Genomic DNA, 14,220 nt, shown 5'->3' with positions numbered 1-14,220 from the left:
GTTCCTCTTTTCAATCAAGAATTGAAAAAATATCTTTCAGCTGGTATTTTTTTCTTCTTTCTTTGATTTGACTGTTCATCTGTTAAATTTATTCGGGAGTTAACAACAAAGTTAGTTTGTTCTTTTGGATTTTCTCTTAGATGACTTTGCATTTGGGCAATTTGGTTTCTTGAATTTTTATTTTTTGTGCCTTTTTCCCTTAAATAATCATGGTAAAAATCAAGAGGATCATCATCAAAAGCTAACCTTATTTCCCCATTTTTAATCAATTTATTTATTACTTTTCTAAGTCTAAGGGAATGTTTCCTAATACCCCATTTTCCATTAGCTGTCAAAATCCCAAGCTCGCTGCCATCAGGTAAAAAGGCAGAAATAAAACGCAAGTCATCTGTGTCTATTTTAAGTGATAACGTTGTATTAACAAGATGGAAAGAGTCGGCAAGAATTTCATTCCTATAATCAACACCCAAGTAATGAATGTAGGGTCTTCTACCGTCTGTAATCTTCCCTCTTACTGTTCTTGAGTCGTATTGAGAGGTCAATTCTTTACCATCCCTGTATTCTTCTTCTAATGTCTTGAAAGGCATCATTCTATTAATCCTTTGCCGCATTGCCTCTAATGGTGTTAATGAATTTATACCTTTGGAAGGTCTATTATTTTCTTGAGCAATCAAGATTTCGACAAGTTGTTCAATTTCATATGGTGTAATTTCATACTTTTTTGCCTCGTTTTCAGAGTCTTTTCTTCTGGGATCAGACGGCTTACTTCCAGTTGTATTAGTTAATCGGTGAAATCCATTCTCCTCTAATAAATCAAAAAATTTCTCTATAATTGGCCTTCTAGTAGGAGTTGCTACCGGGCCTGCGTTCACACCACAGCCTATGATCTTTTTACAAATATCTTTTACAATTTTTGCAAGATTAGCTTTGGCATTATCCATTGAAATTTCTCCCCAAACTGCAAATTTTGTTTCAGGGATGACTTGTGAATGATATCCTTTTTCGGGTGCATTCAAGCCCGGTATAGTAAAATTCGGAGACTTATGAGGAAGAATTGATTTCTTGATGCATAGTAGTACATCTAAAGCAGAATATTCTTTAGCTAAGCAAATATGGTATCCCAAAACAACTCTGGTTGCACAATCCCTAATCGCAAGCAACCATATTCTCTCAATTGATTCAACAACTTCATCGCCTTCTAGAGTTGTATACTTAATAGCTAATGAGACATCTATCTTATGTCCATCAAACTCTACCCTTTCGAATGGTCGTTCGATGTTCTTAGGAGACCCTCCTATACCTGTATTGTTATATAACATTTTTGCATTAGAACCATAAGAACTTATAGTTTTAGAAGGATTTTTGCTTTTTAAATTGTCTATATAGCGATATAGTGATCTTTTGGCATAATCTTCAGTATTAAAGGGATAATCTCCATTGTCTGGTGAAATATCTAATCTTTTACACTCCTGTATGAACTTTTTATGAATTTCCTTTACTCTCAAGACTGAAGATTGGGGTCCTCTCCTCTTATTTGGAAAAACTAAGTCGAAAATAAATTCTTCTAGTTGTGGATAGATTTTTAAGAACTTATTAAAAGCTCCGGTTAAATTTTGGTCGTCCTTAAAGCCGTTAATCGTCTGCTTTCGTTCATATTCAATTGTTCTTTTATAGGGTATCAATGCCGTATATCCATAGGGGATCCCCTCTACATTTGTATCCAAACACCTTCCAATCATCCTATACAGTTCTGATCTTGCAATTCCACTGGTTTCGCCAATTTCTTTTAAACTTTTGTTATTATCTATATAAGCATCTACTGCATATTTTCTATTCAAAAAGATTTTTTTATCTCTTTCACTGAGGCATTCTATATTTACAGACGGCCATAAGTCACGAGATATATTTTCTTTATTTATCATTTTCAATTACCACCTCTGTTTCAGAATTAAGCAGAGTGTTTTTCATGTCTATCCATATCTGTTGATCAATATATAAAGTGAAAACAGCATCATAAAATTCTGGAAGTGTCAAAGTGCTTAAATTGTGAAATAATTGCCTAAAGCTAGAAGGTTTTCTGTTAGAAAGTGCCTCTAATACCTGTTGTTGATTTATTGAGGTTTGATCTGAAGGATTTCTATGAAGTTTAAAATACGGAAGTAGGATTTTATAGTTATCTAAGAGTGGGTATTGTCTAATGTGTTTCTCTGTTGCAATTCGATGAATATAATTGTTTTCTTTACACCACTTTTCCTGTACTTTAATTTGGGTAGCAACCCGATTCTTTACATCGTTTAGGTTTTTTATATCTTTTTCATACTTAACTTCTATGAATTCCTGAGTGCCGTCGTGCCATTCTATCCACATATCAACTATTGAACTTTTTACTTCATTGTCTATGTAGGCAGTCATTTCACGCGGTTGTTCACAGAATGATTTTATTTCTCTAGTACACTCTATTAGAATCCAATGATGATACTCCAATTCACTAAAAAACATTACATCACGATTGACCTTGTAACTAAAACAGTCCCAAATGTTGTTCCCATAATGACTAATGTTTTTTTGTTTTATAGGACTATACATAATAGAACCACTCCTTACGATAAAGTTTGAATTAATACTCTCATTATTATTGGCAAGACAGATATTAATTAAACTTATAATTTTCGAAATATTTAGTCATTAAGAAGCTTACCCCTTTTTCATTTTTTGAAACTTATTTTATTTGTGAATTATTATGAAAGAAAAAACCGATCCAAGCGCAAGAAGCTTGAATCGGTTATCGCTGCTCAGTGTAAAGCTAAGGAATATTATACATCTACCTAAATTCTCTTAATTGCCAAGTCAGCTATTGTTAGCTTTAGGTAGCGTTTGAAGTTATCTTCGGTTTTTCCCCTGCTCCGCACCGAACGTGCTAGTTTTTCGGCATTTGGCGGTCCATCTACTGATATGTACTAGATTATAAGTTCCTCGTTACTTTAACAATTAGAATCAAATACTTCTTTTAATTTCTGAATATTATTGACGTTAAACTGATTATAAATTACCATTAAATTGTAAATATATTGTAAAGAATACTTAGAAAGTGGTGTTTTAAACGTTTTTCTATATGGAATGAAAGGAGGCTCCAAATGAGAATTTTCAATATATCCTGCTTTCTGATAACCCTATTTCTTATAATGATAACACTATCAGGTTGTAGGGTAATACTGTTTAGTGAAGATTCCACCCCAATAGTGAAAGAAATGGGGAAACAAAGAGTTCACATAGAGGCAAAAGCTTTTGTAAGATCCGCTTCTATAGTAATAAGGAGTGAAACAACCTTCCCTCCAGGCACTATATTTGATGTCGAGCTCAAGCCATACCCAGAGGAAGCAACAGCATTTCAAGTAGAGACCTATTCGGTTGCCCCACTGAAAGAAAACGCAGTATCTTCTACCATGACTGTAAACGAGAAGGGAGAATTAGAAGGAGTAGTAATTGATAGACCAGATATTAATACTCGATACAGGATTCAGATTACATTTAATCCGGCATCTCAACCAAAGAAAGTAGTAAATATATTAGGTAGTAATGGTGAACAAATGGAAATTAGCCCCGGAGTAGAGCAATTAGAAAACAGCGAGACTTTTGTATATAGAAAATTTGTCAACATAATGAAAAAAAGCGAACCTTTTGGTATTGGAGCAAAGTTAGACTTTGTACCTTTGAAATAGAGCAGATCCGAACAACAAAGTTATATAGATGCGAAATTATGTAAGTATTAAAAAGCTTCCTGAACGTTCAGGAAGCTTTTTATTTATACCTTTTTATTGTAAGTCTATCTAGAAGGATTCGTATAAGTGAAACTACTCTCATCTATCTTTAATGTTTCTGTATTAGTGTTCTGTGTTTTAGACTTTGGTTTAATTTCAATAACCTGGGGGTCTAACAATAATTGTTTCAGATTCTGGCTAATGACATTTACCAAAAATATTAAAATGGAAAAAAACAATAGAGGGGCTACTACAAGCCATGGATTTATAAATATCTGTTGTATATTCATACTAATCATCGCTGCCCATTCATGAGTGGCAGAAAAATATTCTGGCTCTGTTCCTGCTATTCCAAAATTAAGTTCCTTTAGTCCACCTAGACACAAATAAATGATGCCCATTTGTATAATCAATGCCAGGGTTTGAGAAATTTGCTCTGAAAACAAAACGATTGACCTTCGACAGTAATGAGGCAATAAATGTTTTTTTATAATATGCATCTTGCTTGCTCCCATCACTTTAGAAGCTTGTAAAAATTCATTTTTTAAAAAAAGTTTCATTTCCTCTCCAATGTAAATACCCAACGATGGAATGATTACTATTGCTATTACTATCATTTGAAGAATGAAATACTCTGTAGAAGGGAGTAGTCCGTTTAAAAAGGCTGTATTCAAGGTGAATAATGAGGCATAAACCACAACTACCAAAGGTATAAACTGAAGAGCCTCCCCTAATCCTTTTAAGATCTTTGCTATTCTTGGTGGAAGAAACGCATAAGCAAGCCCAAAAATAAAACCGAATATCATTCTAAAAAAAGCAATACCGATGGAAGCAAGTATTGTATACTTTGCCCCTGCAAGTAATAGGTATAACAGGTTTCTTCCAAGCTTATCACTCCCTATAGGGGGCATCTCTTCTGGAGAAAATGGTGGTGCAGAAAAAATATTTCCGTCACTATCCCTCATATAATCAACAGTTTTAGTTTCAAAGTCCGGATACGCGTATGGAATTAAAAAGCTTATGACCAAAAGAATAAAAAGAATACCAATTGGTCCCCATATACCAACATAAATTTTCTTATTCATTGTTTGTTGCTCCCTTCAGCCAAAGCTTCAATCCAAGAGATCCTATCGAATAAATAAGATAAAAGGGAATGAATATGTAAACCAATCCAACAAAAAAGCCGGTAGGAGATTGGGTGGAAAGAATTAAAACAGCTTTCATAAATCCATGAATATTAAAGAGAATTTCAATAATCAGCAGGTTGGATAACATTAAAAGAAAGACCGGTTTTGAATGAAGAAAGAAATGAATCCAGACATTCCTAAACATATGCACCCAAACAGTATATTTTTTTGAAAACCCTTTAGAAAATGAAAATTCAATATAGGGCTCTCTTTCCTCTTCCTGTAGCTGAAAGAGAAAATTCTTCAGTAAGTATGTAAAAGGCAATATTGATAAACAGACAATCGGTAAAAAGTATATTCGATCTTCACCGAGTGTATAAATGTCAAATAAGAGAACATCTGTCTTTTTAAATAACCAAATAATAAGGAGTTGAAGTAATACCACAATAAAAACATCAGGAAACGCATCAAAAAGGTTCATGGTTTTTTTAATGAGTTGCTGTGGCTTCTTTGGAATCAGCATTACCAAAAAACTGATTACAATAGTAAAGACAATTGATAGTAGAAAGGCTAATAATAATATGCTAAAAGAGTACAAATACGTGTTTGCAAATACTTCCGTGAGAGGATATGCTCTTCCACCTTCCGCCCACGTCATAGTAATTGTAGAAGTGTTAAAAATATCAAAGATAGTATTGATTAAAGAAGCAAAATATGCATTTAAGTTTATAATTAGTTCGTAGTCATATTGCAGAATGGTACTCACTCCACTTAATAACAGAAAGCCTGCTAAAACTAAAAAGAGATGAAAAGTTCCTCCTATAATCGTCTTCATATTCCCTCCTCGAATATACACTTTTTTACAATAATAACATTTAAATCAAAGACATGTAAGTATTTTTCTGAAAAGTTAAATAACTGTTGTGTTAATTGACTGTTTTTTTGAAAAGAATCTTCTTTCACTTTTAAATTAAATAGCCGTTTTAACGGAATAAGGGTTTGTAATGGCTTTTTCAATGTTGTTAATACCTTTGTGTCATTTAACAAGGTTGTAACCACTATTGTGTCAAAAAAAATGACACAATAGTCCAGATTGGTTACTATAAAATACAGTAATACCAAAGACAATTGTGTCAGGGCTTTTGTGTCGCTCGTCACGTGTCCCTCTTTCTTCACGACTGGTTTTATAATCATATATAATGAATTTTATTTACAGCTTGTCTAAATTCAGTATCTTCCTTAAGCCATTTATGGTAAGTACTAATACTAATTTTCAATTCTTCACAGATACTTTCGTTAGATATATTTGTTTTTCTTAATTCTATAAACTGATGCTTTCTTTTCATGATTGCTTCTTTTGTTCTTTTTAGGGAGCGCTCAGGAATCTGATTAATATCCTTTATCGGCTCTAATTCAAATTCTTCATGTTTTCTAGCACTATAAAGCTCTTTATTTTCATACACCCAGCGTTTAAAGATTTGTATTGATCTTGTTCCTGTTATAAACAATCTCCAATGTTTGCTATATTTTTTTATATAGGGGCTTAGCTTCAAAGCTTCTAGTTTTATTTTTAATTCTTCCTGAAACAATAAAGAACTCCCAACAAAGGACACAACTCTCTGTTTATAATTTACACATCCGTCGCCATCAAAATATCCCCTGACGAAGTAACTTAGGTATTTGTCTGGTATAGTGGGAAATGTAAGAGTATGTGATTTCTCAGAAGACATTCCGTGCAAATTGATTAAGTCTTCTTTCATGATTTTACTTCCGATGTTGAGCAAATACACTCCGGTGGAATCATTTTAGGTCAAAGGTTGGTTAGATCCTAATTCATTTCGTATTTGCTCCAGTATGGATTTGTCTTTCTGTGAAAATGTAACCAGTTGTGTTCGACTGGAAATATTGCCATCCGCTGCAAAAAACCCCAGAATATAAGCCATATTATTCGACCAGGTCTTAAAATAATGTTCATTCACTGTGTATTTCCGATTCCAGCTGCCTTTCTCTCTTCTTTTTACATTATTTTTGCGCAGCACTTGGTTTACATAACGCGGTGAAACATTGGCCATCTCTGCTATCTTCACTGTCCTCATGCCTTCTTCGTATAATTTCACGATCTCAAGAGCTTCTAAAGTGCATTTATTCTTTGCCATTCCCAACACCACCTTATTCATCGTTAAATCCATTATGCGAACAAATGTTCCTAAACGCAATTTTGGGCACTTTTTAAAGAATTTTACTTAATAAGCAAGCAAAATAAAGTATAAAACATGCAGTTTCTATTATATGAAATTTAACAAATCAGCACTCAAGATCACGAAATAATGAGGTGATACCCTTTATCTGGCCTTTCTAGCACTTGATAACAGAGCAAGACTAGGACTCTCGCGGGAAAAGCGAGTTAGGTGGGCCTCCGCAGCCTTGCCGAGACTCACGGGTCACCCACGGAAAGTGAAGTCTTGCACGAAAATCAACTGCTGGTATGTAACTGGAAACACATTGTCATAAATTGCTATCAAATATTAGTTTAAGTACACCTTCAATCGGTTAATGATAAAACATGAAAACAAATTAAAGAAAAGAGGTAGATTTCAATGGATGAAAAAAATAAAGATCAAGTTAAAGGAAAACGCAAGCAAACGGAAGGTGATTTAAAGAAAACCTTTGGCAAGCTTACAATGAACGATGAGAAGATCGCCGAGGGTGAACGTACAAAAGATAAAGGTAAGTTCCAGGAAAAAGTCGGCGATGTAAAAGAAACCTTCAAAAAGAACTGGTAACACATCAAATAAAGTAAAGCAGGCGTGTCTCCTAAATCACATTGGAGACACGCCTGCTTTTAGGTTAATAAGTAATCATTCAGGCATTTTCCAACCTTCATGATTAACCCGCTCCCTTCTGAGCTATCCTTCAGTTCATCAATTAATACCGCAGCATACACCGTTTTTTGGTTATACCGGATAATGGCACTGTCGTGTTCGACTCCGGGAAGCTCACCCGTTTTATTCGCCGTAAATACCTTATTACGGTCCATACTTCCGGGGAGCTTCTGGTAAAATTGCTGATTTTGCAGAATCCGGATCATTGACTCCCTGCTGCTCAATTGGAACAGAACCTCGTTTTCCATAGCTTTTAAGCATTTTACTGCATCGGTTGCAGAGATATGGTTATCGACCCCCGATTCCAATGCTTCAAAATCCATCAGCTTTCGATTTAATTTTGTTTGCTCGAGACCGAGCAATCTGCACATTCCATTGATGGAATCCATCCCCATCCGATCGATAAGCAGATTGGATGCCGTATTGTCAGAAACAATGATCATTAAGGTCAAGAGGTCATGAACCGTCACCTTAGTATGAGGTGATAAATGACTGAGCACCCCCGCCCCTCCCACTTTATCCTCCTGAGTTACGGGAATGACCTCCTCAGGGTCCAGCTTCCTTTCCTGGATCTGTCGGAACCCTTCCAGTAATATCGGGAGTTTGATTAAGCTTGCCGCAGAATATGGAACGTCTGAATGCAACTGTATGGTATGTGCAGGCAGTTCGATGTTTAAACTGATTTTGCCCTCCACACCTTCAACCAGTTCATGTATCTGTCGTTCCAGGAACTTATCTTTCTCTTTCATCCTATCCATTACTTCGTTGCAGCCACTTCATCGGTATCTTTCCGGATTGTCTTATCATACAGATGACATGCTACAAAATGATCTTTCTCCGCCTCATGCCATTTAGGCACGGTTGTCGCACAGGCATCCATGGCTGCAGGGCATCGGGTGCGGAATACACAGCCGCTCGGCGGATTCATGGCGCTTGGGATTTCCCCTTTCAGAATCATTCTCTCACGCTCATCCTCTACATCGGGATCTGGTATGGGTATGGCCGACAACAAGGCCTGCGAATAAGGATGAAGAGGTTTTTTATATAAATCACTGCTCTCGGTCAGCTCAACGATATGCCCGAGATACATGACACCAATCCGGTTGCTGATATGCTTGACCATTGAAAGATCATGGGCAATAAACAGGAAGGTCAGCCCCTTTTCTTTCTGAAGCTTTTTAAGCAGATTGACGATCTGGGCCTGCACGGATACATCCAATGCTGAAATCGGCTCATCGGCAATGATGAATTCCGGGTTAAGTGCAAGGGCGCGCGCGATACCGATCCGCTGCCGCTGACCGCCGCTGAATTCGTGCGGATAGCGGTTTGCGTGATCACGGTTCAGTCCGACGTCTTCAAGCAGTTGATAAATTCTTTCTAGCTGTTCTTTTTTATCTTTATATAGCCCGTGTGCTTCCATCGGTTCTGCTATGATTTCACGGACAGTCGACCTGGGATTCAGCGAGGCATACGGATCCTGGAAGATCATCTGCATTTTGCTGTAAAACGAACGTTTTTCTTTATCAGTCTGCGTATGGACGTTTTTTCCGCTGTAAGAGACTTCTCCTTCTGTTGCATCATAAAGTCCGATGATCGTCCGGCCTGTAGTGGATTTACCACATCCTGATTCACCGACCAGTCCGAATGTTTCGCCCTTGTAAATATCGAATGACACATCATCGACTGCCTTCAGCACCTTGCCTTTTTCAAGGGAAAAGTATTTTTTCAGATTCCTGACTTCCAATATCTTATCTTTTTTCATGAAGCATCACCCGTATCCTGCCAGTAGCGTCTTGCTGCACAAAGCTCTTTTTCATAATACGTCCCTTCAATCGTAATGATTTCAATCGTCTTACCGGTATTCGGAGAGTGGATCATCTTACCGTCTCCGTAGTAAATCGCGACATGATGGATGCTGCCTTTCCCTTCTTCATATGCAAAAAACAGAAGGTCCCCCGGTTTTAATTCATGCAGAGGTACACCCTTCCCTTCTTTTGCCTGGTCCCCGGCATCCCGCGGTATGACATACCCATTTGCTTTACACATCGAATAACTGAAACCTGAACAGTCAAATCCATAGCTGCTCATGCCACCCCATAAATAAGGTAGATCAAGGAATGCTTCCCCTGTACGCACGATATCAAGTCCGCTTCCTTTTTGATCACTTACTGCTGCCGAGGAAATATATACATCCTCTCTCTTCACGTATCGAGTCCCAAGCGGGGTGGACACTGCCAGCCGGTCACCTTCTTTTTTTTCAATAGAGAGAGAGGTGAGAAAACTTAATTCCATTTCTCTTTTATCATCTTCAGTTAAAAGATCAGTGAATTTTGTCTTTACAATGGCAAAGGATTTTCCTTCGTGCATATCGGTGCTTTCGCCGAGCTGGACGGAAGGGACCCAGCCGGGATAGCCGCGCTTATCCTTGGATGATGCCTGGTCAGGGACAATGATGTGTGACCATCCTTCCCTTTCTTCAAGGACCAGCACCTCCTGACCGAATAAGATCTGCGACTGAATCCGGTTTTCATCACAGAGGGCAAGCCTGGTTTCATGTGTTAACGAATCCAGCCATTTCTCCATGTATACAGGATTTGTTAATGCTGGCGCATCGAGGTCCCTTGCCGAATCCGGTGATGTCCAGACCGTTGCCACTCCTGCGTTGACTGCTGCTTTTTCTCTCATATGTATTCCTCCTATTGCATCAATGTATTTGAACTGCTTTGACACCGAGTCCCGGAGAGTCCGGGAATGTGATGGTTTTCCCATTATATTGAATTCCGCCTGCAATGATGTCGGTTGACAGCATCAGCGGGGCATCGAAATCAAATCGTGTGATATTCTTCTTGCTTGCTGCAAAATGGGCAGCAGCTGTAATGCCGAGGCGGGTTTCAATCATACTGCCGACCATGCATTCCACTCCGCACACTTCCGCGAGATTGTTGATTTTCTGGGCCTGATAGATTCCCCCGGCCTTCATCAATTTAATATTGATCAGGTCTGCACTTCTTGTTTTTAGGACCTGGAAAGCCTGCTGCGGTGTAAATACACTCTCATCAGCCATGATGGGCGTCTCCACATTGTCTGTGACCTTCTTCAGCCCTTCAATGTCATGGGCGGGAACTGGCTGCTCCACCAGTTCAATAGTTAAATTCAAATCTTCCATCTTCCGGATTGCCCGGACGGCCGCTTTTGCTTCCCAGCCCTGGTTTGCATCGAGCCTTATTTTCACGGAGTCCCCAATTACCTGCCTGATAGCCTGGATTCGTTTGATGTCTGTTTCGATTGCATCTTTACCGACTTTGATCTTCAGGACATCGAACCCCCTCATGCTGTACAGCAGGGCATCTTCAGCCATTTCTGAAGGACTGTTCACACTGACGGTATAATCTGTTTCAAGTTTGTTCCGGTATCCGCCCAGGTATTGATAGAGCGGAAGTCTGCTATATTGTGCCAGACAATCATAAATGGCCATATCCACAGCCGCTTTTGCGCTGTTATTACCTACGAGAAGCTTATGCATCTCCTGAAATATAGATTCATGGTTTAGTAGGGATTTTCCAACCAATGCAGGCTTCAGGACATGCAGTACGGCAGATTCGATGCTCTCGAGGCTGTCTCCTGTTATCACAAGTGTAGGAGGTGCTTCCCCCCAGCCGTTTATCCCATTATCACAAATGATATTGACCACGACGGCTTCAGCGGTATGAACCGTCCGGAGAGCCGTCTTGAATGGGGTGTGCAATGGTACTGCTGCACGAAAGGTTTCAATCTGTACTATTTTCATCAGGCTTCATCCTTTTCCTTTATGCCGCTTTCGACAATGAATGATTTGCTGGATGTATCGATCTTTCCATATGAGCCGACAGGAACGGCAAGACTTGGAGAAGAATGACCTATATAGAATCCTTTAAGAGCCGGCTTACCTGCTTTCCTGATATACTCATCGAATAATTGATCCAGCGTAAGGGATTCCTTTCTCTTATCGGGTTCACAGTTTTTAAAATTACCGATGATGATTCCCTCAGCATCCCTGAATTTACCGGCCATCTTCAGCTGGTTTAGCATCCGGTCAACTTTGTAGGGTTCTTCATCAAGATCTTCGATGAAAAGGATTTTCCCTCTGGTGTCCACTTCATATTCCGTCCCCAATGTACTCACCAATAAGGTCAGGTTTCCCCCTGTGACCGGTCCGCCTGCCTTCCCTTCCACAATCACTTCCACGGGGGACAACGTTGGTGAGAACTCCACAGGTTTACTCTCAAATAACTGCCTGAATGTTTCCTTGGTCTTTTCATGGACCTCCTTCAACCCGACATCCGAGCTCAGCATCGGTCCATGGAACGTCACCAGTCCTGTGTTCTGGTGGATAGCAGTATGCAGGAACGTAATATCACTGTAACCCCAGAAAATCTTAGGGTTCCCGGCAATCAATTCATAATCCAGTTTTGACGCGATCCTTCCTGTACCAAATCCTCCGCAGGCACAAAAGACAGCTTTTATTTCATCATCATGGAACATCGTATGTATATCTTCAACTCTTTCTTCGTCTGTCCCTGCCAAATAGCCATATGTTTTGTGGAGAGATGAACCAAGTTTCACCTTCAGGCCAAGACCTTCCAAAAAGGAAAGAGCTTTACCGAGCGATTCCTGCTTCGGCGGGCTTGCCGGAGCTACCACTCCAACCGTATCTCCCCGTTTAAGTTTCCGGGCTCTTATCACCATTTTTTTCACTCCTTCAGTAGAAAAAGAGGGAGAGACTCTTTTGAAGAATCTTCTCCGCTCCTTTTGAATCATCTTATTTTTTGTCTGCCCATTTCAATTCCATGTATCCTACAGGATGACGGACAATCCCTGATACATCTTCGTTTTGCAAGTATACATAGTTATAGAAGTGAATAGGGATGATCGGCATATCTTCCATCAGGATCTTCTCTGCCTTATACATCAGTTCAAAGCGTTTCGCTTCATCTGCTTCATTCTTTGCCTGCTTGATCAGATTGTCGTATTCTTCATTACTCCAGGCTGTACGGTTCATTGAATGACCAGACTGGAAGTTTTCAAGGAAGTTGATCGGATCACCGTAATCGGCCAGGAAAGAGCTTCGGGATAATTGGAACTTCCCTGCTTTTTGCTCATCCTGGAACACATTCCATTCCATATTCGCCAGTTTCACATCGACATCCAGGTTCTCTTTGAACATTTGCTGAAGTGCCTCAGCGATTTTCTGATGGGTATCACTTGTGCTGTAAGTCAGTGTCACTTCAGGAAGTTTGTCGTACCCCTCTTCTTCCATCCCTTTCTTAAGCAGTGCTTTTGCTTCTTCGACATTGGTTTTCACAAGGTCTCCGCTCGTTTCACGGAAGTCGTTGCCGGATGGATCTTTAAACCCGCTTGAAACAAAGCCATAAGCAGGCTTTTCTTTATTTTTTGTTACAAAATCAACCATTTGCTGCTGATCGACAGCCATCGCGAATGCTTTTCGGATGTTTTTGTTTTGGAAAGGTTCCTTATCCAGGTTGAAACGGTAGAAATAGGTTCCTGCCTGATCTTCTACATTCACTTTCCCTTCTTCGAACAGCTGTTTACTTAAGTCGGCCGGTACGTCTGCCGTATCAAGTTCACCGGTTTTATATAATTGATAATCGGTATTTGAATCATTGACCATCGCCCAGTTCACTTTATCAAGCTTCACGGAGTCAGCATCCCAATACTGGTCATTCTTTTCCATTACAAAGTGGCTGTCATGCTCCCATTCAGTCAGCTTGAATGGACCGTTTGCAACGAACGTATCCGCTTCTGCGAACCATTCAGGGTTGTCTGTTGCAACCTTTTCATTGATCGGGAAGAATGCAGGATTCGAGATGACACTTAAAAAATAAGCCTGTGGACTTGTGAGAGTCACCTCGAATGTCTTATCATCCACTGCCTTTACTTTCACATCGTCTGCCGGTCCTTCTCCATTATTGAAAGCCTCGCCGCCTTCGATGAAATAGCCAAGGAATGCAGCAGGAGACCCGGTTTCAGGGTTTAGTAATCTCTTCCATGCAAACACGAAATCTCCGGCGGTTACATCATCACCGTTTGACCATTTGGCGTCTTCACGGAGATGGAAGGTGTACACTTTCCCATCTTCAGACACATCCCATTTTTCTGCCATCGCCCCTTCAGGCTCGTGATCGGTATTTAAACGGGTCAGCCCTTCCATCAAGTTGTTAAGGGCAGTCCAGGAATACGAATCAAATCCGATTGGAGGATCAAAAGAAGTCGGCTCGGCACCGTTATTCAAATACAACACCTTTTCACCGCTGTCTTTCCCATCTTTGCTGTCCGATTCTTTGCCTGCATCCTTTGTTGCTGTACAGGCTGCCAGTACAAATAATAGTAACCCTGTCAGAAAAATTGATAAAATCTTTCTCATGTTCTTCCCCCTCTTTGTTTTTTCTATCATTC

The 14,220-nt window shown here is 39.4% G+C and carries 14 protein-coding genes; 2 read left to right on the top strand and 12 right to left on the bottom strand.

Annotation, left to right across the window (positions count from 1 at the left end):
* Nucleotides 1–14 precede the first annotated feature (14 nt).
* Nucleotides 15–1,922, bottom strand: coding sequence for a hypothetical protein (locus ACKA06_RS07705; RefSeq protein WP_411159382.1), 1,908 nt, complete (start codon nucleotides 1,920–1,922; stop codon nucleotides 15–17).
* Entirely contained in the window at nucleotides 1,912–2,586 is a 675-nt protein-coding gene (locus ACKA06_RS07700; RefSeq protein ID WP_159362047.1) for a TnsA endonuclease N-terminal domain-containing protein, read from the bottom strand. Before ACKA06_RS07700 ends, ACKA06_RS07705 begins: the two co-directional genes overlap by 11 nt.
* A 548-nt stretch (nucleotides 2,587–3,134) precedes the next feature.
* Between ACKA06_RS07700 and ACKA06_RS07695 the strand changes: the two genes are divergently transcribed.
* The gene (locus ACKA06_RS07695) at nucleotides 3,135–3,719 is read left to right on the top strand and encodes a hypothetical protein (protein ID WP_159362048.1); all 585 of its coding nucleotides are present in this window, start codon (nucleotides 3,135–3,137) and stop codon (nucleotides 3,717–3,719) included.
* Between the two features lie 104 nt (nucleotides 3,720–3,823).
* Here the strand turns inward: ACKA06_RS07695 and ACKA06_RS07690 are convergent, their stop codons facing one another.
* From ACKA06_RS07690 to ACKA06_RS07675, 4 genes are all read right to left on the bottom strand, one after another.
* A complete protein-coding gene (locus ACKA06_RS07690) occupies nucleotides 3,824–4,843 on the bottom strand; it encodes an ABC transporter permease subunit (RefSeq protein ID WP_159362049.1) in 1,020 nt (339 codons plus the stop codon).
* Nucleotides 4,836–5,720, bottom strand: a complete 885-nt coding sequence (locus tag ACKA06_RS07685; protein WP_159362050.1) for an ABC transporter permease subunit — start codon at nucleotides 5,718–5,720, stop codon at nucleotides 4,836–4,838. The genes ACKA06_RS07690 and ACKA06_RS07685 overlap by 8 nt, the downstream gene beginning before the upstream one ends.
* Before the next feature lie 355 nt (nucleotides 5,721–6,075).
* On the bottom strand, nucleotides 6,076–6,645 hold the full coding sequence (locus tag ACKA06_RS07680) for an LAGLIDADG family homing endonuclease (protein ID WP_318293517.1): 570 nt from the start codon (nucleotides 6,643–6,645) through the stop codon (nucleotides 6,076–6,078).
* 45 nt (nucleotides 6,646–6,690) lie between these two features.
* Nucleotides 6,691–7,041, bottom strand: a complete 351-nt coding sequence (locus tag ACKA06_RS07675) for an LAGLIDADG family homing endonuclease (RefSeq protein WP_411159381.1) — start codon at nucleotides 7,039–7,041, stop codon at nucleotides 6,691–6,693.
* Nucleotides 7,042–7,482: 441 nt separating this feature from the next.
* Here ACKA06_RS07675 and ACKA06_RS07670 point away from each other — a divergent pair, with 441 nt between their 5' ends.
* Entirely contained in the window at nucleotides 7,483–7,668 is a 186-nt protein-coding gene (locus ACKA06_RS07670) for a CsbD family protein (protein ID WP_032088496.1), read from the top strand.
* A gap of 59 nt (nucleotides 7,669–7,727) precedes the next feature.
* Here ACKA06_RS07670 and ACKA06_RS07665 read toward each other — a convergent pair whose 3' ends face one another.
* The 6 genes from ACKA06_RS07665 to ACKA06_RS07640 form a co-directional block, all read right to left on the bottom strand.
* Entirely contained in the window at nucleotides 7,728–8,525 is a 798-nt protein-coding gene (locus ACKA06_RS07665; protein WP_411159380.1) for a serine hydrolase, read from the bottom strand.
* Nucleotides 8,525–9,529, bottom strand: a complete 1,005-nt coding sequence (locus tag ACKA06_RS07660; RefSeq protein ID WP_064565573.1) for an ABC transporter ATP-binding protein — start codon at nucleotides 9,527–9,529, stop codon at nucleotides 8,525–8,527. The genes ACKA06_RS07665 and ACKA06_RS07660 overlap by 1 nt, the downstream gene beginning before the upstream one ends.
* Complete coding sequence (locus ACKA06_RS07655; RefSeq protein ID WP_411159379.1) at nucleotides 9,526–10,452, bottom strand: C40 family peptidase; 927 nt, start codon at nucleotides 10,450–10,452, stop codon at nucleotides 9,526–9,528. Before ACKA06_RS07655 ends, ACKA06_RS07660 begins: the two co-directional genes overlap by 4 nt.
* Before the next feature lie 19 nt (nucleotides 10,453–10,471).
* On the bottom strand, nucleotides 10,472–11,554 hold the full coding sequence (locus ACKA06_RS07650) for a dipeptide epimerase (protein WP_411159378.1): 1,083 nt from the start codon (nucleotides 11,552–11,554) through the stop codon (nucleotides 10,472–10,474).
* Entirely contained in the window at nucleotides 11,554–12,492 is a 939-nt protein-coding gene (locus tag ACKA06_RS07645) for a S66 peptidase family protein (protein ID WP_411159377.1), read from the bottom strand. The genes ACKA06_RS07650 and ACKA06_RS07645 overlap by 1 nt, the downstream gene beginning before the upstream one ends.
* Before the next feature lie 73 nt (nucleotides 12,493–12,565).
* Nucleotides 12,566–14,188: a peptide ABC transporter substrate-binding protein gene (locus tag ACKA06_RS07640; protein WP_411159376.1), complete on the bottom strand. Its 1,623-nt coding sequence runs from the start codon at nucleotides 14,186–14,188 to the stop codon at nucleotides 12,566–12,568.
* Nucleotides 14,189–14,220: the final 32 nt, after the last annotated feature.

The organism is Rossellomorea oryzaecorticis (assembly GCF_045897515.1).
GTDB lineage: Bacteria > Bacillota > Bacilli > Bacillales > Bacillaceae_B > Rossellomorea > Rossellomorea enclensis.
The sequence above is the reverse complement of the archived record's forward strand: the minus strand, read 5'-3'. Positions and strand labels throughout refer to the sequence as shown.

What these genes read in the sequence shown, in the direction of transcription:
- ACKA06_RS07695 (WP_159362048.1), top strand. Translation starts at nt 3,135, where the DNA reads ATGAGAATTTTCAATATATCCTGCTTTCTGATAACCCTATTTCTTATA.
- ACKA06_RS07655 (WP_411159379.1), bottom strand. Translation starts at nt 10,452, where the DNA reads ATGAGAGAAAAAGCAGCAGTCAACGCAGGAGTGGCAACGGTCTGGACA.
- ACKA06_RS07680 (WP_318293517.1), bottom strand. Translation starts at nt 6,645, where the DNA reads ATGAAAGAAGACTTAATCAATTTGCACGGAATGTCTTCTGAGAAATCA.
- ACKA06_RS07660 (WP_064565573.1), bottom strand. Translation starts at nt 9,529, where the DNA reads ATGAAAAAAGATAAGATATTGGAAGTCAGGAATCTGAAAAAATACTTT.
- ACKA06_RS07675 (WP_411159381.1), bottom strand. Translation starts at nt 7,041, where the DNA reads ATGGCAAAGAATAAATGCACTTTAGAAGCTCTTGAGATCGTGAAATTA.
- ACKA06_RS07685 (WP_159362050.1), bottom strand. Translation starts at nt 5,720, where the DNA reads ATGAAGACGATTATAGGAGGAACTTTTCATCTCTTTTTAGTTTTAGCA.
- ACKA06_RS07705 (WP_411159382.1), bottom strand. Translation starts at nt 1,922, where the DNA reads ATGATAAATAAAGAAAATATATCTCGTGACTTATGGCCGTCTGTAAAT.
- ACKA06_RS07690 (WP_159362049.1), bottom strand. Translation starts at nt 4,843, where the DNA reads ATGAATAAGAAAATTTATGTTGGTATATGGGGACCAATTGGTATTCTT.
- ACKA06_RS07700 (WP_159362047.1), bottom strand. Translation starts at nt 2,586, where the DNA reads ATGTATAGTCCTATAAAACAAAAAAACATTAGTCATTATGGGAACAAC.
- ACKA06_RS07670 (WP_032088496.1), top strand. Translation starts at nt 7,483, where the DNA reads ATGGATGAAAAAAATAAAGATCAAGTTAAAGGAAAACGCAAGCAAACG.
- ACKA06_RS07665 (WP_411159380.1), bottom strand. Translation starts at nt 8,525, where the DNA reads ATGGATAGGATGAAAGAGAAAGATAAGTTCCTGGAACGACAGATACAT.
- ACKA06_RS07640 (WP_411159376.1), bottom strand. Translation starts at nt 14,188, where the DNA reads ATGAGAAAGATTTTATCAATTTTTCTGACAGGGTTACTATTATTTGTA.
- ACKA06_RS07645 (WP_411159377.1), bottom strand. Translation starts at nt 12,492, where the DNA reads ATGGTGATAAGAGCCCGGAAACTTAAACGGGGAGATACGGTTGGAGTG.
- ACKA06_RS07650 (WP_411159378.1), bottom strand. Translation starts at nt 11,554, where the DNA reads ATGAAAATAGTACAGATTGAAACCTTTCGTGCAGCAGTACCATTGCAC.